Annotated in this window: 20 protein-coding genes and 2 pseudogenes; 13 read left to right on the top strand and 9 right to left on the bottom strand. The window is 66.4% G+C overall.

The window, feature by feature from the left end; translation table 11 throughout:
• Window positions 1-4: 4 nt before the first annotated feature.
• Together OC373_RS00110 and OC373_RS00105 are read right to left on the bottom strand one after the other, a co-directional pair.
• Window positions 5-682 carry a DUF3348 domain-containing protein gene (locus tag OC373_RS00110; RefSeq protein WP_261997322.1) on the bottom strand — a complete coding sequence of 226 codons (678 nt, stop codon included), beginning with the start codon at window positions 680-682 and terminating at the stop codon, window positions 5-7.
• A gap of 153 nt (window positions 683-835) precedes the next feature.
• Window positions 836-1,834, bottom strand: a complete 999-nt coding sequence (locus OC373_RS00105; RefSeq protein WP_261996704.1) for an aldo/keto reductase — start codon at window positions 1,832-1,834, stop codon at window positions 836-838.
• Between the two features lie 419 nt (window positions 1,835-2,253).
• Here OC373_RS00105 and OC373_RS00100 point away from each other — a divergent pair, with 419 nt between their 5' ends.
• The 8 genes from OC373_RS00100 (at window position 2,254) to OC373_RS00065 (ending at window position 10,526) form a co-directional block, all read left to right on the top strand.
• A complete protein-coding gene (locus OC373_RS00100) occupies window positions 2,254-2,973 on the top strand; it encodes a hypothetical protein (protein ID WP_261996703.1) in 720 nt (239 codons plus the stop codon).
• A gap of 170 nt (window positions 2,974-3,143) precedes the next feature.
• Entirely contained in the window at window positions 3,144-4,229 is a 1,086-nt protein-coding gene (locus OC373_RS00095; protein ID WP_261997321.1) for an alpha/beta hydrolase, read from the top strand.
• A gap of 116 nt (window positions 4,230-4,345) precedes the next feature.
• Window positions 4,346-4,759, top strand: coding sequence for a host attachment family protein (locus OC373_RS00090; protein WP_019184575.1), 414 nt, complete (start codon window positions 4,346-4,348; stop codon window positions 4,757-4,759).
• Between the two features lie 10 nt (window positions 4,760-4,769).
• Entirely contained in the window at window positions 4,770-5,099 is a 330-nt protein-coding gene (locus OC373_RS00085; RefSeq protein WP_070425199.1) for a thioredoxin family protein, read from the top strand.
• 392 nt (window positions 5,100-5,491) lie between these two features.
• On the top strand, window positions 5,492-6,979 hold the full coding sequence (gene proP / locus OC373_RS00080) for a glycine betaine/L-proline transporter ProP (RefSeq protein ID WP_261996702.1): 1,488 nt from the start codon (window positions 5,492-5,494) through the stop codon (window positions 6,977-6,979).
• Window positions 6,980-7,169: 190 nt separating this feature from the next.
• Window positions 7,170-9,464 (top strand): GH92 family glycosyl hydrolase, encoded by a 2,295-nt coding sequence (locus OC373_RS00075; RefSeq protein WP_261996701.1) that lies wholly within the window; start codon window positions 7,170-7,172, stop codon window positions 9,462-9,464.
• A gap of 93 nt (window positions 9,465-9,557) precedes the next feature.
• A complete protein-coding gene (locus OC373_RS00070; RefSeq protein ID WP_261996700.1) occupies window positions 9,558-9,899 on the top strand; it encodes a type II toxin-antitoxin system prevent-host-death family antitoxin in 342 nt (113 codons plus the stop codon).
• A gap of 3 nt (window positions 9,900-9,902) precedes the next feature.
• On the top strand, window positions 9,903-10,526 hold the full coding sequence (locus OC373_RS00065) for a hypothetical protein (RefSeq protein ID WP_261996699.1): 624 nt from the start codon (window positions 9,903-9,905) through the stop codon (window positions 10,524-10,526).
• A 41-nt stretch (window positions 10,527-10,567) separates the two neighbouring features.
• Here OC373_RS00065 and OC373_RS00060 read toward each other — a convergent pair whose 3' ends face one another.
• The 4 genes from OC373_RS00060 to OC373_RS00045 all read right to left on the bottom strand — a co-directional run bounded on the left by OC373_RS00060 (window position 10,568) and on the right by OC373_RS00045 (window position 13,539).
• On the bottom strand, window positions 10,568-11,647 hold the full coding sequence (locus OC373_RS00060) for a catalase family protein (protein WP_261996698.1): 1,080 nt from the start codon (window positions 11,645-11,647) through the stop codon (window positions 10,568-10,570).
• A 111-nt stretch (window positions 11,648-11,758) separates the two neighbouring features.
• Entirely contained in the window at window positions 11,759-12,253 is a 495-nt protein-coding gene (locus tag OC373_RS00055) for a ferritin-like domain-containing protein (RefSeq protein WP_261996697.1), read from the bottom strand.
• Between the two features lie 90 nt (window positions 12,254-12,343).
• Window positions 12,344-12,922: a M23 family metallopeptidase gene (locus tag OC373_RS00050; RefSeq protein WP_070425193.1), complete on the bottom strand. Its 579-nt coding sequence runs from the start codon at window positions 12,920-12,922 to the stop codon at window positions 12,344-12,346.
• Window positions 12,919-13,539: a DNA-3-methyladenine glycosylase gene (locus tag OC373_RS00045; RefSeq protein WP_261996696.1), complete on the bottom strand. Its 621-nt coding sequence runs from the start codon at window positions 13,537-13,539 to the stop codon at window positions 12,919-12,921. Before OC373_RS00045 ends, OC373_RS00050 begins: the two co-directional genes overlap by 4 nt.
• A 181-nt stretch (window positions 13,540-13,720) precedes the next feature.
• Here OC373_RS00045 and xth point away from each other — a divergent pair.
• Both xth and OC373_RS00035 read left to right on the top strand, forming a co-directional pair.
• Window positions 13,721-14,497 (top strand): annotated as a pseudogene (gene xth, locus OC373_RS00040) (exodeoxyribonuclease III); the annotation flags it as partial.
• Window positions 14,498-14,598: 101 nt separating this feature from the next.
• Window positions 14,599-15,396 (top strand): helix-turn-helix transcriptional regulator, encoded by a 798-nt coding sequence (locus OC373_RS00035; RefSeq protein ID WP_261996694.1) that lies wholly within the window; start codon window positions 14,599-14,601, stop codon window positions 15,394-15,396.
• A 10-nt stretch (window positions 15,397-15,406) separates the two neighbouring features.
• Here OC373_RS00035 and OC373_RS00030 read toward each other — a convergent pair whose 3' ends face one another.
• The gene (locus tag OC373_RS00030) at window positions 15,407-16,630 is read right to left on the bottom strand and encodes an MFS transporter (RefSeq protein WP_261996693.1); all 1,224 of its coding nucleotides are present in this window, start codon (window positions 16,628-16,630) and stop codon (window positions 15,407-15,409) included.
• A 357-nt stretch (window positions 16,631-16,987) separates the two neighbouring features.
• Between OC373_RS00030 and OC373_RS00025 the strand changes: the two genes are divergently transcribed.
• Window positions 16,988-17,521 (top strand): serine hydrolase domain-containing protein, encoded by a 534-nt coding sequence (locus tag OC373_RS00025; RefSeq protein ID WP_261996692.1) that lies wholly within the window; start codon window positions 16,988-16,990, stop codon window positions 17,519-17,521.
• A 10-nt stretch (window positions 17,522-17,531) separates the two neighbouring features.
• Here the strand turns inward: OC373_RS00025 and OC373_RS00020 are convergent, their stop codons facing one another.
• Window positions 17,532-18,284 carry a sulfite exporter TauE/SafE family protein gene (locus OC373_RS00020; protein ID WP_070474045.1) on the bottom strand — a complete coding sequence of 251 codons (753 nt, stop codon included), beginning with the start codon at window positions 18,282-18,284 and terminating at the stop codon, window positions 17,532-17,534.
• Window positions 18,285-18,293: 9 nt separating this feature from the next.
• A complete protein-coding gene (pip, locus tag OC373_RS00015; RefSeq protein WP_261996691.1) occupies window positions 18,294-19,241 on the bottom strand; it encodes a prolyl aminopeptidase in 948 nt (315 codons plus the stop codon).
• 80 nt (window positions 19,242-19,321) lie between these two features.
• Here pip and OC373_RS00010 point away from each other — a divergent pair, with 80 nt between their 5' ends.
• Both OC373_RS00010 and OC373_RS00005 read left to right on the top strand, forming a co-directional pair.
• Window positions 19,322-19,468: a hypothetical protein gene (locus OC373_RS00010; RefSeq protein ID WP_261996690.1), complete on the top strand. Its 147-nt coding sequence runs from the start codon at window positions 19,322-19,324 to the stop codon at window positions 19,466-19,468.
• Between the two features lie 13 nt (window positions 19,469-19,481).
• Window positions 19,482-19,713, top strand: a pseudogene (locus tag OC373_RS00005) (efflux transporter periplasmic adaptor subunit); the annotation flags it as partial.

Here is a 19,713-nt window from a genome sequence, read left to right as displayed (position 1 = left end):
CCGGTTAGTGGGTGCGAAGCGCTGCAAGCAGGCCTTCGATCGGTTGAAAACGAATATCCAGCTCGGCCAGCAGCAGGCTCTGCATGTCGCGGCGGAACACCTCCAGCCAGGCCGCGTCGCTGCCGGCGTCGCGCAGGCGCTCGAAATGCACCCCGAGCAGCACCGGCACCTTGGCCAACAGGGCGTGTTCGCGGGCGCTGAGGGTCTGCTCCATCAGCGCATCCACCTCGGCCAGCCGCGCCAGCTCGGGTGAGCGGCGGGTCAGCATGTCGCGCAGCCGCCCGCGCAGGCGGCTGGTGGCGCCGAGCATGGAACGCTGCACGGTAACGTAGCGCTCGCGGTACACGGCGAATTCGATGGGCGTTTCGGTCGCTTCGGCCTCGACCGCGCGCCGAACCGGCCTGGAAGGCTCAGGTTCCTGAACAATGGTGGTTTCCAAAACCGCGCGGATCCGTTGGCATTCCGCATCCTCGTCGGCATCGAAATCCGGCCCCTCCACCGCAGGCGGCAGCCGGCCATCGAGCGCTTTGGACAAGGTCACCGCCCGCGTCCAGTCCACCCATTCGCTGAGCCGCTCCGACAGGGCCGGGCCCGTCGAGGACAGTTTGCTTTCAGCCAGACGGGCCAGCAGCCGGATGAAGGCCGGGCCCGGGACAGGCGTCCGTTGCGCGGTTTTGGCCATTGTTCCGGTTAAAACGACGAATTTTACACCGTAACGGCCGCGGGCCGCCGGCGCGCAGGGTTCAGCCACGGCGCCGAGCGCTCCCGGCGCTGCCAGCACTGCCAGTACTGCCAGCGCTGGCATGATCTTGGTCAGCGGCGGCTGTGCGCCAACTCAGTCGATCGGCAACGGCGCGTGCGGCGAGACCAGGCCCTGTTCGCGCAACGCGCTCCAGAACGCCGGCGGAATCGCGACCATGGCCAAGGCGAGATTCTCTGCAATGCGGCCGGGCTGGCTGGCACCGGGAATCACGCCGGCCACGGCCGGGTGCGCCAGCGGGAACTGCAGCGCCGCCGCACGGATGTCCACGCCGAACTGTGCGCCTACCTGCTGCAGGCGCCCGACCCGATGCAGCACGTCGGTCCCGGCCTTCTGGTACTCGTAATGCGCGCCGCCAGCGAGAACGCCGGAGTTGTATGGACCACCGACCACGATGCGGGCGCCACGCGCTTCGGCGGCCGGCATCAGGCTGGCCAGTGCCTCATCATGATCCAGCAGGGTGTAGCGCCCGGCGAGCACGAAGCCATCCGGGTCGGCCTGCTGCAGCGCCATCACGCAGGGCTCGACCCGGTTGACGCCCAGGCCCCAACCCTTGATGACCCCCTCCTCACGCAGGCGGGTCAGCGCCGTCGCGGCGCCGGACATGGCCTGGTGGAACACGGCGCGCCAGTTCTCGCCATGGAAATCCTTGGCCGGGTCGTGGATCCAGACCATGTCCAGGCGGTCCGTCTTCAGGCGTTTCAAACTTTCTTCGATGGCGCGCAACGTGCCGTCGGCGCTGTAGTCATAGACGATCTTGTTGGGCAGGCCATGCTCGAACAGGCCGCCTTTCTCGCCGAGGTCGCGGCTGGCGGCGTCTTCGGTTTCATCCAGCAGACGGCGGCCGACCTTGGTGCTCAGCACATAAGCATCGCGCGGGTAGTGCTGCAGCGCTTCGCCGAGCCGCCGTTCGGCCAGGCCGGCGCCATACAGCGGGGCGGCGTCGAAGTAGCGGATGCCCTGGTCCCAGGCGGCGTGAACGGTCGCCAGTGCCTCCTGTTCGGGAATGGCGCGGTACATGTTGCCGAGGGGCGCGGTGCCGAAGCCGACACGGCCGGGAAGGTGAATGCTCATGTGGGGGTAGGTACGAAGCGGAAGGCCGCCCAGTCTGCGCGGAGCGCTCTGGCTCAAACAGCCGTCGATGGGCGAAAGAGTGTTGCGCGGCGGGCAAGGATCAGCCTGGCTTGCGCATTGTGGCCTCGCCCGGATGCGCGCGTCGACAATGCGCTTGGCCTGCAGGAACGGGCGATACAGGAACAGGCGGCGTGGCAGATCCCGTGCGCTGCGTGTCGCTGTAGTTGGGCGCCATTGCGTGAGCGCGCCACATGGGCGGGAAGATCGGACTGCATAGTCCTGCAGCACGGGGGGGCAGGCGGCGCGAACGAATGCGGGTGCCGGCAGTGCAGTCAGGCGCGTCATGGAGGGTGAACCATCTGCGCTTGGGCAGATATCGGCTACGATTCCGCTCAATCAGGCGCGTTCAAGGATGGCGGGTGGATAAGTATTTGGATTCAGGCTGGATCGCTGTGTACATCGCGCTTACGTTGGGCTTGGTGCAGGTATATCAGTTTCTCAATCGCCGCAGGCCGGCGATTCGTTACGAGGTCAGTCCCGTAAATCACTTGGTTTCAATCAACGAGAACGCCTCCGCCGCGGTCGAGGTGTTCTTTCACGGCAAGAGAGTGCCCGATGTGGCCATGCTGTGGTTGACCGTCAAAAATGTTGGCAACTCGGCCATCCGGGCGGCTGAAATCACCACGCCGCTAGGGATCCGTTTTCCTGATGCCCAGGAAATCATCAGCTGTCATCTTGAGAAGGTCAGCCCTGAGTCGCTGCGCAACGAGGTCGCTGTCAGCGTAGTGGACGACCGCGTCCACATCTCACCGTGCATGCTCAATCCGGACGACATGATCTCTGTCGGTGTCGTCGTGGCGGGTTACAAGGGCCACCACGTGCATGGGCGTATTGAAGGAATCCGTGAACTGAAAGAGGTCGCGCCGCATGGAGACAGGGTTGGTCAGCGGGACATCGCGCTCGGGGTCGGATCGCTGTGTATCGGCGGGTTTGGCATGATGATGATCGCTGAGCAGTCTCCAGAGCAGCTGCTGGCGCTCTCGGAAACGTCTTGGAATCCATTGGCTGTGCTGGTGCTGCTCGTGCTTACTGCTGTGCTGGCATGGCGATGGCTGCAGACGCGGGGAGAGCGTAAGTGAGCACTGCGCTCTGATGCATTCAGCCAACTGGTAGCGGGGCAAGCAGGGAAGCCCCCAGCTCGCGGAGCGCGCTTAAGAATCCCGCCGAAACTGGGCGGGATAACGGCTATCCTGTTTCCAGATTCAGCATGGAAATTCAGCAGATGGTGGGGACCAGGGTATTCGCGCCGATGGCGCTGTTGCTGGCTGTCAGTGGGACTGGCATTGCGCAAGCGGCCGTACCTCCTGCAGCGGAAGGCGTACGCAGCGTGTCGGCATTCGCGCTGCCGCTGTCCCCGTATCTGAGTCCGGAAGCACAGGCAGCCATGCGCAGCGCCGTCGTCAACGGTGATCCGGTCGCGAAGATGGATAACGCCACCGTGCTCAAAGAGCTGGCGAACATCCGCAAGGGCGCCGATGACTGGGCCTACGGCGAGATCAAGGCGCTGCGCGAGCGCTATCCGGTCGAGCTGCACCACGAAACCTGGAACGGGGTGCCGGTGGTGCGGGTCGAGCCGCGCAGCGCACCGGCCGACCCGGCGCAGCATCGCCTGCTGATCGAGCTGCACGGTGGTGCATTCGTGTTCGGCCGCGCCGACAGCATCGGTCTGCTTGAGGCGATCCCGGTCGCGGCGATGACCGGTGCCACGGTTGTCGCCGTAGAGTATCGGCAGGGACCGGAGCATCGGTTTCCCGCCGCCAGTGAGGACGTGGCGGCGGTCTACCGCGCGGCACTGGAAACGCGGCCCGCAGCGCATATCGGCGTGTTCGGCTGCTCGGCTGGCGGCGTGCTGACCGGCGAATCGCTGGCGTGGTTCGCCAAGGAAAAGCTGCCGATGCCAGCAGCGGCCGGGCTGTTCTGCGCCGGTGGCGATGCGCGTTACGGCGGCGATTCGCGCTACGTGGCCGCTGCCGTCACCGATGCACTGCTGCCGCACGCCGATGGCAGCCTGCCGATCATGGAAGACCTCTACTACGGCCCGGTGGACTTCCGTGACCCGCTGGTGTCGCCGGTCTTCTCCGATGCGGTGCTCGCGCAGTTTCCGCCGACGCTGTTCATCACTGCAACCCGGGCAGCCGAGCTGAGCAACGTTTCCTATACCCATTCGCGGCTGGTGGACCTGGGGCGCGAGTCGGACCTGCACGTCTGGGACGGGCTGGGCCACGCCTTCCACCTCGACGCCCGGCTGCCGGAAAGCCAGCAGGCGTACCGGGTGATGGCGCGCTTCTTCGCCCGGCACCTGGGCATGGCCCTGCCCGGACCGCCCGCGGAGTAGGGCGCGACGGGGCTGCATACACCATGCATACATCCGTATGCACTGCGCATACATTCGGTTGCCTACGGTGGAACCCGAGTGCACCCGCGCTCGGTTTTCCCCATAAGGAGTAGATGATGAGTCAGCAGATTCCCGAAGGTACCCTGGTCGTTGTAGCCGATGGCGGCTCGGCCCGCGTGTTCACCAACGTCGGCACCGCGCACAAGCTGCAGCTCAAGCAGGAGGGGGAACTGCAGCTGCAGGCCGTGAGCGATACGGGCGCGTCCGGGCAGGGCCCGTCCGGCTCGGTGCCGCAGGAGATGACCATCTCCCAGCTCAACGAGGCCACGTTTGCCAAGCAGGTGGCGGCACAGTTGAATGAAGACGCGTTGAAGAACCGCTACGCGCACCTGATCCTGATCGCCGATCCGCAGACCCTGGGCCGTATCCGTCCGCTGCTGCACAAGGAAACGCAGGAACGCCTGCTCAAGGATCTCGCCAAGGACTTCACCAATGCGCCGCTGGAGGATATCCAGCGCGCCCTGTCCTGAGACACCGCCCATGGCCTTCGCCCGCGAGTACAGCCCCTCCGACATCACCCGTGCCGACATCGATGCGGGCAGCGGATGGATGCTGCTGGAGTTCGGCACCGGTTGGTGCGGCCATTGCAGCGCCGCCCAGCCACTGCTGCAGAAGTTTCTCGGTGGCTATGACGCGACGCACCTGAAGGTCGAGGACGGGAAGGGGCGGCCACTGGGCCGCTCCTTTGCCGTGAAACTCTGGCCGACCGTGATCCTGCTGCGCGATGGCCAGGAGATCGCCCGCGCGGTACGGCCGCATGAGCGCGAGGATCTGGCGCCGCTGATCGATGCGCTCGAACGCGGTCAGTAACGGAAGAATGCGGGTCGCGCAGGCCAACAGGATGCGTCGTGCGATACGTGCATTGGCGCGCAGTACGCCGCGATTCCGACCTGCTGCGCCTGCGTGCGTTCATCACGTGCAAGACCGCTGAGAATGCCTGAAACAGGCTGTTCCACGCGCTCCGGACGAGCGGCGAGGGGAACGTCGGCGGCATTTGTAGTATCATGGCCCGCTTGATCACCCCCGGGCCATTGCCCGCTTCCTGGTCATCCATCCCGCAGCGTCGCTGAGTCCACGCGGCCGTCCGGGATCGTCTGTTGCAACCCCTCTTCGCGCGTCGCGCTGTGTCATCAGAGGCGGTATTTCCTGTGCCGTGCGCGGGACCTCGGGCGCCGTGATGGCCTGCTTCCAGGAGAAAGCAGATGCAGGACCTGCATGCCGCACATGCCCATTTCGGCTGGTTCAAACGCCGCCGCCAGATGCACGTCGACGAAGTCACCGTCGTTGATCGCCCGATGCTCAAGAAGGCCGTGGGTGCGGCCGCACTCGGCAACGCGATGGAGTGGTTTGATTTCGGTGTCTATGGCTATCTTGCCGTCACGCTGGGTCACGTGTTCTTCCCCGACAGCAGCCCGACCGCGCAGCTGATCGCTACCTTCGCCACCTTCACCGTGGCCTTCCTGGTGCGTCCACTGGGCGGGCTGGTGTTCGGGCCACTCGGCGACAAGTACGGCCGCCAGAAAGTGCTGGCCTTCACCATGATCCTGATGGCGCTGGGCACCTTCAGCATCGGCTTGATTCCCTCCTATGACCGCATCGGCATCTGGGCCCCGGCACTGCTGCTGCTCGCCCGGATCGTGCAGGGCTTCTCCACCGGTGGTGAGTACGGGGGTGCGGCGACCTTCATCGCCGAGTATTCGACCGACCGCAACCGCGGCCTGATGGGCAGCTGGCTGGAGTTCGGCACGCTGGGCGGCTACATCGCCGGCGCGGGCACGGTCACCGCGCTGCACATGGCGCTGAGCAGCACGCAGATGCTGGACTGGGGCTGGCGCATCCCGTTCCTGGTGGCCGGTCCGCTGGGCCTGCTCGGCCTGTACATGCGCATGAAGCTGGAAGAGACGCCGGCGTTCCGTGCGTACGCCGAAGAGGCCGAGAAGCGCGATCACGAACGCCCCGGCCTGGGTGCGCTGTTCCGCGTGCATTGGGCGCAGCTGCTGATCTGCGTTGGCCTGGTGCTGGTGTTCAACGTCACCGATTACATGCTGCTGACCTACATGCCCAGCTACCTCAGCGTGACGATGGGCTATGCCGAGAGCAAGGGGCTGCTGCTGATCATCATCGTGATGCTGGTGATGATGCCGCTCAATGTGCTGGGCGGGTTGTTCAGTGATCGCCTGGGCCGCCGCCCGATGATCATCGGTGCCTGCATCGCCTTGTTCCTGCTGGCGATCCCCTGCCTGAAGCTGGTCGGCAGCGGCAATGACTGGTTGATCTTCCTGGGCCTGATGCTGCTGGGCGTGGCGCTGGTGTGCTTCACCAGCTCGATGCCGTCCACGCTGCCGGCACTGTTCTATACCCCGGTGCGCTACAGCGCGCTGTCGATCGCCTTCAATGTGTCGGTCTCGCTGTTTGGTGGCACCACGCCGCTGGTCACTGCGTGGCTGGTGGAGCGCACCGGTGATCCGCTCGTGCCGGCGTATTACTTGATGGGGGCGGCGGTGATCGGTGTGATCACCATGCTGTTCGTGCGCGAGACCGCCGGCATGCCGCTGCGGGGTTCGCCGCCGGCGGTGGCCAGCGAAGCCGAAGCCCGTGCCCTTATGCGCAGCGATGAGCCGGTCACGGTGGATGCGACCCAGCCGACGCTGCCGGTGGCAGCGGTGCCGGAAGATGCGCGCCCGGCGTAACGCCGGTCCGGTCCGGTCACCCACTGCGCCGCCATGGCGCCGGCCAGGAGGGCCGGCGCCGGTAACACCCGCACCGCAACATGTCAGCCCGATCGGCCAGTGCTAGGATCAACCTCACCTGAATCGATCTAAATTCAACGCCATGACAAAAACGGGGACGGTACGGTGGTTGGGGCTCGCGGTAGGGGCGATGTTGGTGGCCGGGACCGCCACGGCGGCAGCGGCGAAGGTCGGCGAGCGCGCGTACGCGGCGGTGGATCCGTTCATCGGCACGGCGGGCGAGGGCCATACCTATCCCGGTGCCACGGTGCCGTTCGGCATGGTCCAGCTGAGCCCGGATACCCGCATCCAGCCGCGCGAGAAGGCCTATGGCTGGGCCGCAGGGTATCGGCATGACGACACCAGCATCGTCGGCTTCTCGCATACGCACTTCTCCGGCAGCGGCCATTCCGATCTTGGCGATGTGCTGCTGATGCCGGTGCGCACCGATGCCAGCCTGGAGCGGGGCGACCCCGACAAGCCCGGCAGCGGCTACACCTCGCGCTTCCGCCACGACGACGAGCGCGCCGAACCGGGCTACTACGCGGTCACTTTGGATGATCCGAAGGTGCGCGCGGAGCTGACCACCAGCACCCGCGTCGGCGTGCACCGCTATACCTACCCGGCCAACCAGCCGGCGCGTGTGCTGCTGGACCTGCGCACCAGCCTCTACGATTACCCCGGCAAGATCCTGTGGTCGCGCCTGCGCGCCCGCGAGGACGGCACCATCACCGGGTTCCGCGAGACCCGCGGCTGGGCGCCGGGCCGGCAGCTGTACTTCGCGATGCGTTTCTCCCGGCCGCTGACCGGTCACGAGTTCCACAACACCGAGACCGACATCGCCTACAAGGGCTTCCCGCCGCCGGGGCACCAGAGCCCCGCGCAGCGTGCGCAGATTGAAGGGCGCCAGCTGGTCGGCACCTTCGATTTCGGCAAGCTGGATACACCGCTGGTGGTGACGGTGGCGATTTCCTCGGTCAGCGAGGCCGGTGCGATCGCCAACCTGGAAAGCGAAGTGCCCGGTTTCGATTTCGACCGTGTCCGCGCCGAGGCAAAAACGCAGTGGACGCAGGCGCTGTCGGTGCTGGATATCGACGGCCCCGAGCATGACCGCCGCAGTGCTTACACCGCGCTGTACCACAGCCTGCTCGGGCCGACCGTGTTCATGGACAGCGATGGCCACTACCGCGGTTCGGACAATGCCGTGCATCGCGCCGAGGGCTACACCAACTATTCGACCTTCTCGCTGTGGGATACCTACCGCGCCCTGCATCCGCTGCTGACCCTGGTGCAGCCGGAAAAGCGCAACAGCGATTTCATCAATTCGCTGCTCGCACACCAGCACAACAGTGCCTACGGGATGCTGCCGGTGTGGGCATTCCACGGCCAGGAAACGTGGTGCATGATCGGCTACCACGCGGTGCCGGTGATCGCCGATGCCTACCTCAAGGGCATCCGTGGTTTCGATGAGAACAAGGCACTGGCCGCCATGGTGGCGACCGCCAACTACGGTCCGTACGACGGCATCGCGCAGTATCGCGAACTGGGCTGGGTGCCGATCGATGAAGAAGGCGAGGCCGCCAGCAAGACGCTGGAATACGCCTTCGACGATTGGACCATCGCGCGCATGGCCAAGGCCATGGGCAACACGAAGGTCGCCGGCGAGTTCGAGAAGCGCGCCACGAACTGGCGCAATGCGTTCGACAAGGACACCGGCTTCATGCGCGCGCGCAAGCGCGATGGCAGCTTCCGCACGCCGTTCGACCCGAGCGCCAGCGGCTACGGCACCGATTACACCGAAGGCAATGCCTGGCAGTACTCCTGGTATGTGCCGCACGACGTGGCCGGTCTGGCCGCCGCGCATGGGGGCAGCGACAAACTGCTCGCCAGGCTGGACGAGGTGTTCGAGGCCAAGGTCGACCCGTCGATCTTCGAGCACATGGAAGACATCACCGGCCTGATCGGCTGGTATGCGCATGGCAATGAGCCCAGCCACCACGTGGCGTACCTGTATGCCCATGCCGGCCAGCCATGGCGCACCCAGGCGCGGCTGAAGCAGATCATGGACACCCAGTACGCCGACCGGCCCGATGGCCTGGCGGGCAATGACGATCTCGGCCAGATGTCGGCCTGGTATGTGTTCACTGCACTGGGCTTCTACCCGGTGGCCCCGGGCAGCGGCGAGTACATCATCGGCCGTCCGTTCCTGCCCAGGGCGGCGCTGCACCTGCCCAACGGCAAGACCTTCACCATCGTCACCGAAAGGCTGGGCAAGGGCCACGACTACGTCGGCTCGGTCACCCTCAACGGCCAACCGCTGCAGCGCACCTTCCTGCGCCACGACGAGATACTGGCCGGCGGCGAACTGCGCTTCACCCTGCAGGCCGAGCCGAACAAGGCCTGGCCGGGGCAGGGCGCCGAGCAGCCGTACTCGATGTCCCGCTGACGGGTGGCCGCGGCCTCCTTCTGGCCAAAATGGGATTTATGTCCAATTTGGCCAGAAGGGGTATAGTGGGCCCATCCCGTCCTGGAGCGTGCCATGACCCTGCCACTGGATCTGCCCGGCCTTGAGAAGGCCACTGCCTCCTCGGTCAAAACCCGCGGCTGGCCCAGCCTGATGCGGACCGTCCGCGAGAAGCAGGCACTGGTGATCACCAACCACAATCATCCCGAAGCGGTGATCGTGGACATCAAGACCTACCAGGAACTGCTGGCCAAGGCGGCCGGCGGCGACCTTGATGAGCGCATGGGCGAGCTGGAACGCCTGCGCGCCGCGTTCGATACCACCCTGGCCAGCCTCGGCCGCGATGGCGGGCTGGGCAAGGTGCTGGGCCAGCCGATCCGCCGCGGCCGCAAGGTCGCCCTCGGCAGTCCGCTCTGACCGATGGGGCGGATTCTGGTCCTGGCCGGCGTCAATGGCGCCGGCAAAAGTTCGCTGCTGGGCATGTGGCTGGAAGAAGAAGGCCTGACCTGGTTCAACCCGGATACGTTCACCCGCCGCCTGGTGGAGGCCGGCTGGGCGCTGGGGGATGCCAATGCCGCCGCGTGGAACGAGGGCGCGCGCCGCTTGCGGCAGGCCATCGACGAGGGCAGCGACTTCGCCTTCGAAACCACCCTGGGCGGCAACACCATCCCGCGCCTGCTGCGCGAGGCCTGCGACCGTCACCACGTGGCAGTCTGGTTCTGTGGCCTGCAGAGCGTGGAGCTGCACATGCAACGCGTCGCCGCCCGGGTCAGCCGGGGCGGGCATGACATCCCCGCCGACAAGATCCGCGCCCGTTACGATTCCTCGCGCGAGAATCTGCTGGCCCTGCTGCCGCACCTGGCCGAGCTGCATGTCTACGACAACAGCGCCCCGGCCGATGCCGACGGCGCCGAACCGCTGCCGGTGCTGCAGCTGGATCGCAACGGGCTGCACTACCCGGCCTCGGCGATCGAGCTGCTGCAGACGCCGGACTGGGCCAAGCCGATCGTGATGCGCGCGATGGAGCTGCATACTCTGGCGTGAGCGTTACTGCAATGGCCTGAGCAGCAACAACAGGCTCAGTGTCATCCCACCGGTTCGTGGATCGGACACCCATTGAACCGCGAACGGAACTGACGCGAAGCGGCCATCACCACGCGACGCGCACGGTTCAAGCCACCGAGCGGGCGATGCTCGGCCAGCGCGTGCCACGGGGCGAACGCCAGTGTGTCCTCGATGCCCGGCGAGCTGGCAGGCTGCCACGCTTCCTGCTGCGCAACGCTCAGGCGTGCAACCGGCAGGAACGGACTGTCTGCTTCCGGCCACGCGACCGACGCATCCTCGATCGGCATGCGTTCGACGTCGCGGCACAGCTGCACCCGCAGCTCCCATTCGACCGGATTGGGCAGGTCGGTGAAGAAGGACACCACTGCCTCGCGCTGGGCATCTTCGTCCGAGCCGATCTTGTCGCCGGTCAGCGCAAGCAGCGCCGGTGAGATCGGGGCCAGCGAAAACTTGGCCATGTAGGGGCCATAGAGGAAGGGCACCTGGCTGAAGAAGGTTTCGCCCAGCGGGTGGTGTTGCGGCTCGCCGCCCATGCCTTTCAGCGTGGCACTTTCCCCGCCGACGGCTTCCAGCGCCGCCTCCGCGCCGCGCAGCGTGGCTGAGATCATGCGTTTGGTACGCGGCATCCGCTCGGTAGTGGCGGCCAGCAGCTTGGCCGAACGCAGGAAGCCGGCGACGCCGGGCGTGTTGAACGCCGGACCGTTGACCATCAGGAAATCCTGGGTGTGCTGCTCCTCCGCACCCTCGGCGCGCGGGCCTTCCACGCCGATCACCTTGAGCGCCATCGCGCGCGGGGTGGAAACCGAGTCTGGCAACTGCTCGGCCGGTGGCGAAGACAGCCGGACCAGTGCGTCGTAGCTGCCCGGCCGCGCAAACAGGCCGTGTCGCAACTCGGCCGGCAACCCGTCCAATACACGTAGCCGGCCCTTCAACAACCCTTGGCCCTTGGCGTGCACCGCACGGTGGGCGTGGCCTTCCTGCTCGGCGACGGTCAGCGCCATGCGCGCGAACACCTCGGTCAGTTCGCGGATATGCGTGGCCTCCTCTTCGTCGGCATGCTCGAGCGAGGCGTGGTAAAGAACGGGCGGGGGCAGTGACATGCAGGCTCCTGTTTGTGATCAAGGGCGGCGATCAAGCGTGGAAAGCGAAACGCGCTGCGCGGGGAGGCCAGCCCCCCCGCACAACACAATGCCGGAGGAGAAACGGAACGGTCAGGCGGCGGCCTTGGCATTGCCGCCGCCGGCCAGGGCCAGCAGGGTCAGCTTCTCGTCCGTATCTTTTTCTTCCTTGAGCGTTTCCAGCAGCAGCGGCACGGCTGCCTTGTAGCCCAGCTGTTTGGCCAGCGCGGCAATCGTGCCGTAGGAGGCGATTTCGTAATGCTCCACCTTCTGCGCGCCACCAATCAGTGCGGCATCGCGGACCGGGCCCTCCTCGATACTGTCGATCGCCTCTTTGCCTTCCTCGACCAGCCCCTCCATCGCGGCGCATTTGATGCGCTTGAGCCGGATCCCCAGCAGCTCCACCACCTGGTCGATGCGCTCGATCTGGCCCTGCGTCTCTTCCAGGTGCGTGGTGAATGCGGCGGCCAGGTCGGGATTGGAGGCGGCGCGCGCCAGTCGGGGCAGCGCCTTGGTCAGCTGCTTCTCTGCACTGTAGATATCCGAGAGCTCGTGGATGAACAGGTCTTCTGCGGTCTTGATCGCCATGGAGGTACTGCCGTTGGGTTTGAGCATCCGACGCTAGGCGCGTGGGTGTTAGTCCAGCGCGCTTTGTTGTGAAGGCGCTCTGCACGCACCTCAGGGCGCGTCCGGCCAGGCCTTGAGCAGCGGCAGCGGATCGTAGGCACCCTCGGCTCCGTAGATGCCCCAGTGCAGATGCGGCGGAGTGCCTTTGGCATTGCCGGTATCACCGACGTAGCCCAGGACGGTGCCCTGTTCGATGACATCGCCACGTGCCAGGCCCTCGCGCCAATCATCCAGATGCGCGTAGTAATAGCGCTCGCGCGCGGGCCCCATCACCCACACCTGGCGACCGCCCAGGCCGCTTTCACGGATGTCGGCGACGATCCCCGGGGTGGCGCTGCGCACCTCGGTGCCGCGCTTGGCGAAAATGTCCACGCCGGCATGCGTGCGGTCGCGTCCACGCGGTGCGCCGAACGTGTCGGCGACCTGGCGTGCGGCCACGCCCGCCACGGGGACGGGCAGCGCGGTCGGTGCAGGCATCTGTGACAGGCGCCAGAGTGCCCGCGGTGATTCCGCGATGGGGCTGTTCCAGAGCACGCCGGCCACCACGATGCAGACGACAAGCACGAACAGCCGCAGCAACCCGCGCCGCAGGCGGCGTGCAGGGGAGGCGGCGGGCGGCGAAGCGCTCATGACACCGTCCTCCCGGTCTTGCGTGTACCCGTGCGCCCGGAGACATGCAGGTGCTCGGGCACATGCCAGCGCCATGGAAACTCGATCGCCTTGCTGATCCCGATCCGCGGCCCGATCACCGGTGCGACGGGGGGCGCCATCCCATCGGACACGATGCGGATGCCTCGGTCGTTACGGACCAGATCCGCGCCATCCAAGGCCTTGGTGATGCCCATCGCCTGCGACAGGCGGCCCGGGCCACTGGCCAGGTCACGCTCGCGCTTGATCGCCGGACGCGCCTCGCGGATCAGCTCCAGCCCCGCCACCGGTTCCAGTGCGCGCAGCAGCACGCCCCAGCCTTGGCCGACGTCCCCACACACCGCGTTCGAGCCCCAGTGCATGCCGTAGCTGAAATACACGTAGAGATGGCCGGCTTGGCCGAACATCGTGGCGGTGCGCGCGGTCATCCCGCGATAGGAGTGCGCTGCCGGATCCTGGTCACCCGCGTACGCCTCCACCTCCACGATCCGCCCGGCGCGACCGTCATCGCGCACCAGCAGCTTGTTCAACAGTTCCGGCGCTACCTCGGCCGGGTGCCGCTGATAGAAACGCCGCGGCAGAACCTTCCACGTCTTCATGACCTTCCGCGCAATGGATGCACCTTGCCAGTGTGGAACCAGCGCTTACTGTGACGCGCCGCGGGTCAATGCGCGATCAACGCGCCGCCATCGTCACGCCACGCTCGCCCCACATTCGCGGCAGGTTGATCGAAACAGGGCAATCCTCGATGGCAGACACCGCCACCGCCAGCCACGCGCCATGCCTGCCAGAAAGCGCCTGAAAATCGCCACCTTCAACGTCAATGGTGTGCTGACACGGCTGCCGCATCTGCTGACGTGGCTCGCGCGCGAACAGCCCGATATCGTGGCACTGCAGGAACTCAAGGCCACCCAAGAGGCGTTTCCGGAGGCAGCGATCCGCGAGGCGGGGTACGGCTGCATCTGGCAGGGACAACGATCCTGGAACGGGGTCGCGCTGCTTGCGCGCGGCCAGGACCCGATCGAAAGCCGCCGCGGGCTGCCCGGCGACCCGAAAGACGACCAGAGCCGCTATCTGGAAGCGGCCGCGCATGGCGTGATCGTGGCGGGTCTGTATCTGCCCAATGGCAATCCGCAGCCGGGCCCGAAGTTCGATTACAAGCTGAAGTGGATGCAGCGGCTCCACAGGCACGCCAAAACGCTGGTCGCATTGCCGCATCCGGTCGCGCTGATCGGCGACTTCAACGTCGTGCCCACGGATGCGGATATCTACGATCCCAAATCGTGGCGCAAGGACGCGCTGCTGCAGCCCGAGGTCCGCCAGGCCTACCAGGCGCTGCTCGACCAAGGCTGGACCGACAGCCTGCGCGCGGTGCATGGCGATGCACAGATCTTCACGTTCTGGGACTACTTCCGTGAGCACTTCGCGCGCGACCGCGGGCTGCGGATCGACCATCTTCTGCTCAATCCCGTGCTCGCGCCCCGCCTGAAAGATGCGGGGGTGGACCGCTGGGTGCGGGCGCTGGAAAAACCCAGCGACCATGCACCCACCTGGGTCGAGGTCGTGGCGCCACCCAAGCCCCGATAGCCGCAGCGGGATGTCGAAAACACCGCCGACGCTGTAGAGTCCTCGGGCAGGCCGTTTGCGAGGGTATTGCCATGCCATATCGGAGAAAGGACATCGCCCCGGGCGTCGGCGAGGGCAAGCGGCTGCCGGCCGGCCCGGAGACCCCGGTGTTCTGCCGGGCGCGTGAGTATCCGGCTGGCACGATCATCGCGTTGCATCACCATCCGGACCGGCACCAGTTGGTCTACGCCGAATCCGGCGTGCTGGTGGTGCAGGCCGGGGCAGGGCGCTGGGTGGTGCCCAGCACACGCGCGATCTGGATTCCCGCTGGCATGGGCCACAAGGTCAGCTGCATCGGCGCGGTCGGCATGCGCAGCCTGTACATCCTGCCGCAGGCGATCGCCCAGCCACCAGCCAGCGCCTCGACGGTCTCGGTCACGCCTTTGCTGGCCGCCCTGATCCATGCGGCGATGGACGTCGCGCCGCCGTATCAAGCCGATTCCCGCGACGGGCGGCTGATGCAGTTGATCCTGGATGAGCTGCAGCTGTTGCCGGTGCTGCCGCTGCATCTGCCGCAGCCGACCGACCCTCGGCTGCGCACCATTGGCCAGCAGCTGGAATCCACGCCGGACGATCCCTCCACCCTGCAGGACTGGGCGCGCCGGCTGGGCGTGGACGTCAAGACCATCCAGCGCCTGTGCGCACGCGAGCTGGGCATGACCTTCGGGCAATGGCGCCAGCAGGCGCGACTGCTGCGTGCGCTGGAGCAGCTGGCGCACGGTGAGAAGGTGATCGACGTGGCGCTCTCGCTGGGCTACGCCAGTCCGAGCGCCTTCACTGCCATGTTCAAGAAACGCTTCGGCCAGCTGCCGAGCCAGTCCTTCCATTGAGGCGCGCGCCTCAGCGCATCGTGGTCTTCGGAAGGAACGCTGTCGCCAGCCCCAGCAGCGGCAGATACGAGGTGAAGTGGTAGACCCACACGATGCCGTGCACGTCGGCCAGCTTCCCGAGCCCGGCCGCGCCGATGCCACCGATGCCGAACATCAAACCGAACATCAGCCCCGACACCATGCCGACGCGGCCCGGTACCGCTTCCTGCGCGTACACCACCAACGCCGCGAAGGCCGAGGACATCACCAGCCCGACCGCCACCGCCAACACTGCGGTGCCCATCAGGTTGGCGTACGGCAGGGCGAGCGCAAACGGAGCAACGCCGAGGAAGGAGATCCAGATCACCGCCTTGCGCCCGATCCGGTCCCCGACCGGACCACCGATGAAGGTACCCAGCGCGACCGAGGCCAGGAAGATGAAGAGGTACATCTGGCTCTGCTGCACGCTCAGGCCAAAGCGCTCGATCAGGTAGAAGGTGAAGTAGTTGGTGAACGAGGCGATGTAGACGAACTTGGCGAACATCAACACCGCGATCACTGCGATGGCCTGGATCACCTTGCCGCGGCTCAACCCGACGCCATGGCTCTTGGCCAGGCTCTTCATCTTTGCCTGGCCGTGCTGCACGGTCCAGCCGGTGAGACGGAACAGCACGGTGATGGCCAACGCAGCCGCCAGCATGAACCATGCAATGGCACGTTGCCCGTGCGGGATCACGATCAAGGCCGCCAGCAGCGGCCCGATCGCCGAGCCGGTATTGCCACCGACCTGGAAGGTGGACTGCGCGGTGCCGAAGCGGCCGCCCGAGGCCATGCGCGCCACGCGCGAGGCTTCGGGATGGAAGGTGGCCGAACCGATGCCGACGATCGCCGCAGCAACCAGCAGCATTTCGTAGCGGGTCGCCACCGCCATCAGGGCGATGCCGACGAAGGTGGCGATCATGCCCGACGGCAGCAGGTACGGCAGCGGCCGTTTGTCGGTGTACATGCCCACCCACGGCTGCAACAGCGAGGCGGTGACCTGGTACACCAGGGCGATGATGCCGATCTGGCCGAAGGTGAGCGAAAACTCGCTCTTGAACATCGGATACACCGCCGGCAGCACGGCCTGGATCATGTCGTTGAGCAGGTGCGCGAAGGCGGCAGCGCCGACGATGCGGATCGCGAAACCCTGTTGGGGGGCCGGGGTGATCGGTTCGGTGGGGATGACGGGCGGGGCAGCGGTTTCAGTGGTCATGGGCCGGGATCAGGAGCGGGAGGGTGCCGATGCCTGGGTATCAGCGGCGTTGGCACCCGGAAGCGGATAGGCGACAAGCGTAGACCGCGACTCGGGCCCCGTCTCTCGCGATATGGGCGGTGGTCGTCGCAATCAGGGCAGACCCTCTGAAAAGCAGGCGGTACGGCCCAGGTGGTCCCGCGACGCGGCATACTCCCTCCGACTGCCGGACGGCAGCCCAGCGGAAAGGAGGACAGGATGTTGCCGATCAGAACACTCATGGTGGTGCTGCTGCTCTTCAGCACCTCGAGCTGGGCCGGGGCGCCCATCGACCCTGCGCAGGCCGAGCAGATCTTCACTCGCTGGCTGGCGGCCTAAGTGGGCATCCTGCAGCTGGCCGAGGCTGGCAGGCTTTCGCTGGACGATACGGTTGCCAGCCACCTGGAGGACTACCCCAACCAGGCGGTAGCCACGGCAGTCACGATCCGCCAGCTGCTCAACCACACCAGCGGCCTGGGCGAGATTTTCGACGACGCGTTCGAGACCCGCAAAGCCTCCCTCAAGACACTGCGGACCCTGCCGCTGCGAGGCACGTCGGCGGGCGGCGGCTACAGCACCGCCCGGGATCTGCTCCGCTTCGCCGAAGCGCTGCGCGCTGGCAGGCTGATCCCGGCCGCGGCGGTGCAGGCAGCCACCTCGCCGCAGAACACCAAGGGCTGGTACGGCTACGGCTTCATGGTGAGTGGCGAGGACGAGCAGCGCCAGTATGGCCACGAGGGCGGGGCGCCCGGCGCGAATGCCGCGCTCATCGTGCTGCCCAGCCAGGGCTATGTGGTGATCGGGCTGAGCAATGTCGATCCCGATGCGATGGAGAACGTGGTCAACTTCGTCGGCAATCGCCTGCCGCTGTAACCGGCTCGGCTCAGCGCCAGCCCAGCAGTGCCGGCAGCGAAGACGCCAGCAACGCGATCCCGGAAACGGTGAGCAGGCTCAGCACGATCTGGCGGAAGCGCAGATCACTGATGCCGATGTACACACGGGTGCCGAGCAGGGTCGGGATCAACATGGCCGGCGCAACGATGGCGAACATCGGCAGCATGTCACGGGTGACGATGCCCGTCCCCACGTAGGTGCCCATGGTGACCAGCAGCATCGACAGGTTGAAGTTCTGCACGACGGAGCGCTGCACATCGCGCTCGTAGCCGCGCAGCGTGCACCACAGCGTCGGCAGCGTGCCGGTGAAGCCACCCAGTCCACCCATGATGCCGCCGGCGAACCCCACCACGCCATCCGCCGCGCGCCCGCCGGCGGTGACCCGCGGCAGCTGGCGTGACAGCAGCATGGCCGGACACCACAGCACCAGCAAGGTGCCCAGGATCGCCTTGAGCCAGTTCATGTCGAGCAGGGGCAGCAGGTAGACGCCCAGCGGGATGCCGGCCAACCCACCCAGAACGAAAGGCAGCAGGGTCTTCAGGTTGAAGCCGCGGCGCACGGTGAAGGCCGCCAGCAGCTGGCCGGTGAGGGCACCGAACACCGAGAGCGTCGCCGCGAGCCTGGGGTCCAGCACCCAGGCCCAGAAGGACAGCGCCACCAGCCCGAAGGCGAAGCCGGAAAGACCCTGCACAAAGCCGGCGACGATGGCGCCCAGCGCGACAACCAGGTAAATCGAATCCACTGCCGCTCCTTACTGCCTGCCGGCGAAGGCATCGGTGGCGCGCACCAGCGCATCTGCGGTCGCAGGTTCCGTTGCACTGTGGCCCGACACGACCATCTGCAGCGATGCTTCAGGCCAGGCGCAGGCCAGATCCCACGCGCTGCGCGCCGGGCAGATGATGTCGTAGCGGCCCTGCACGATCACCCCCGGCAGGTGCCGGATGCGGTCGATATCCCGCAGCAGCTGCCCAGGTTCGAGGAAGGCGTGGTTGCGGAAGTAGTGCGCCTCGATGCGCGCCTTGGCCAGCGTATGCAGCGGATCATCAGCGGACACCGCATCCACATCGTGATCCAGCGTGGCGGCGTGATCCTCCCACCCCAGCCAGGCCTGCGCCGCCGCGATGCGGGTCGCTTCGTCCGGGCCGTCCAGGCGCCGCCAGTAGGCGGCGATCATGTCGCCGCGCTCTTCTTCAGGGATGTATGCCTCGTAGCGCGCCCAGCGCTCCGGGAAGACCCAGCGCGCACCGCCGTCGGCTTCGGCGAACCAGCGGTTCTCCTCGGCGCGGCCGAGGTACACGCCGCGCACGATGACACCGGTTGCGCGTTCCGGATGTGCCTGGGCGTAGGCCAGTGCCAGCGTGGAGCCCCACGATCCCCCGAACACCAGCCAGCGGTCGATACCCAGCAGCTCGCGGATGAGCTCCACGTCCGCGACCAGGTGCTGCGTCGTGTTGTCGCGCAGCTCGCCGAATGGCGTGGAGCGGCCGCTGCCACGCTGGTCGATCAATACGATGCGATAGCGCGCCGGGTCGAAGAAACGACGGTGCACCGGGGAGACGCCGGCACCCGGTCCGCCATGCAGGAACACCACCGGGATGCCGTCCGGAGTTCCGCACTCCTCCACGAACAGGGTGTGCAACTCGTCCACGGGCACGTGATGCGTGCGGAACGGGGTGATCGCGGGATAGAGGCTGCGCATGGAGTGGGTCACTCGAAGAGTCCAACAACAATGATACCGCTGCAGCGTATGCGGATCGGCGTGGCAGGCCTGAGCGACCCATGAATCGCAAGTTCCTGAGCGTGCTCAATGCGACGTCTCGCATGGCATTTCGCCTGCGCTTGCCGTTCCATGCACCGTTGCCTTGGGCAGGCGATGCATCGACGCCGGAGATGCGCCGTTCGACGTTCAGGAGAGCTATTGAATGAAAGGAACCGATGTATGACGAAACATCACTGCCATGCGCTTTGTGGACTGATGCTGCTGATTCTCTCGGGATGCGGCTCGCCCGGTGTGGGGGATCCACGCGAACCGCCAGCGGTCCACTACAGCAGGCTGGATCGCACCAGTGTTTCGCTGACCCGTGAACTGCCGGGCCGGACCAACGCCTTCCTGGTCGCCGAAGTGCGCCCGCAGGTCAACGGCATCGTGGCCAAGCGGCTGTTCACCGAAG

Origin of the sequence: Stenotrophomonas sp. Ste96 (genome assembly GCF_024519495.1) — a bacterium.
GTDB lineage: Bacteria > Pseudomonadota > Gammaproteobacteria > Xanthomonadales > Xanthomonadaceae > Stenotrophomonas > Stenotrophomonas bentonitica_A.
Note: the sequence above shows the minus strand (reverse complement) of the source record. Positions and strands in the feature narration are given on the sequence as shown.

What these genes read in the sequence shown, in the direction of transcription:
- OC373_RS00110 (WP_261997322.1), bottom strand. Translation starts at nt 682, where the DNA reads ATGGCCAAAACCGCGCAACGGACGCCTGTCCCGGGCCCGGCCTTCATC.
- OC373_RS00105 (WP_261996704.1), bottom strand. Translation starts at nt 1,834, where the DNA reads ATGAGCATTCACCTTCCCGGCCGTGTCGGCTTCGGCACCGCGCCCCTC.
- OC373_RS00095 (WP_261997321.1), top strand. Translation starts at nt 3,144, where the DNA reads ATGGCGCTGTTGCTGGCTGTCAGTGGGACTGGCATTGCGCAAGCGGCC.
- OC373_RS00090 (WP_019184575.1), top strand. Translation starts at nt 4,346, where the DNA reads ATGAGTCAGCAGATTCCCGAAGGTACCCTGGTCGTTGTAGCCGATGGC.
- OC373_RS00085 (WP_070425199.1), top strand. Translation starts at nt 4,770, where the DNA reads ATGGCCTTCGCCCGCGAGTACAGCCCCTCCGACATCACCCGTGCCGAC.
- proP (WP_261996702.1), top strand. Translation starts at nt 5,492, where the DNA reads ATGCAGGACCTGCATGCCGCACATGCCCATTTCGGCTGGTTCAAACGC.
- OC373_RS00075 (WP_261996701.1), top strand. Translation starts at nt 7,170, where the DNA reads ATGTTGGTGGCCGGGACCGCCACGGCGGCAGCGGCGAAGGTCGGCGAG.
- OC373_RS00070 (WP_261996700.1), top strand. Translation starts at nt 9,558, where the DNA reads ATGACCCTGCCACTGGATCTGCCCGGCCTTGAGAAGGCCACTGCCTCC.
- OC373_RS00065 (WP_261996699.1), top strand. Translation starts at nt 9,903, where the DNA reads ATGGGGCGGATTCTGGTCCTGGCCGGCGTCAATGGCGCCGGCAAAAGT.
- OC373_RS00060 (WP_261996698.1), bottom strand. Translation starts at nt 11,647, where the DNA reads ATGTCACTGCCCCCGCCCGTTCTTTACCACGCCTCGCTCGAGCATGCC.
- OC373_RS00055 (WP_261996697.1), bottom strand. Translation starts at nt 12,253, where the DNA reads ATGGCGATCAAGACCGCAGAAGACCTGTTCATCCACGAGCTCTCGGAT.
- OC373_RS00050 (WP_070425193.1), bottom strand. Translation starts at nt 12,922, where the DNA reads ATGAGCGCTTCGCCGCCCGCCGCCTCCCCTGCACGCCGCCTGCGGCGC.
- OC373_RS00045 (WP_261996696.1), bottom strand. Translation starts at nt 13,539, where the DNA reads ATGAAGACGTGGAAGGTTCTGCCGCGGCGTTTCTATCAGCGGCACCCG.
- OC373_RS00035 (WP_261996694.1), top strand. Translation starts at nt 14,599, where the DNA reads ATGCCATATCGGAGAAAGGACATCGCCCCGGGCGTCGGCGAGGGCAAG.
- OC373_RS00030 (WP_261996693.1), bottom strand. Translation starts at nt 16,630, where the DNA reads ATGACCACTGAAACCGCTGCCCCGCCCGTCATCCCCACCGAACCGATC.
- pip (WP_261996691.1), bottom strand. Translation starts at nt 19,241, where the DNA reads ATGCGCAGCCTCTATCCCGCGATCACCCCGTTCCGCACGCATCACGTG.
- OC373_RS00010 (WP_261996690.1), top strand. Translation starts at nt 19,322, where the DNA reads ATGAATCGCAAGTTCCTGAGCGTGCTCAATGCGACGTCTCGCATGGCA.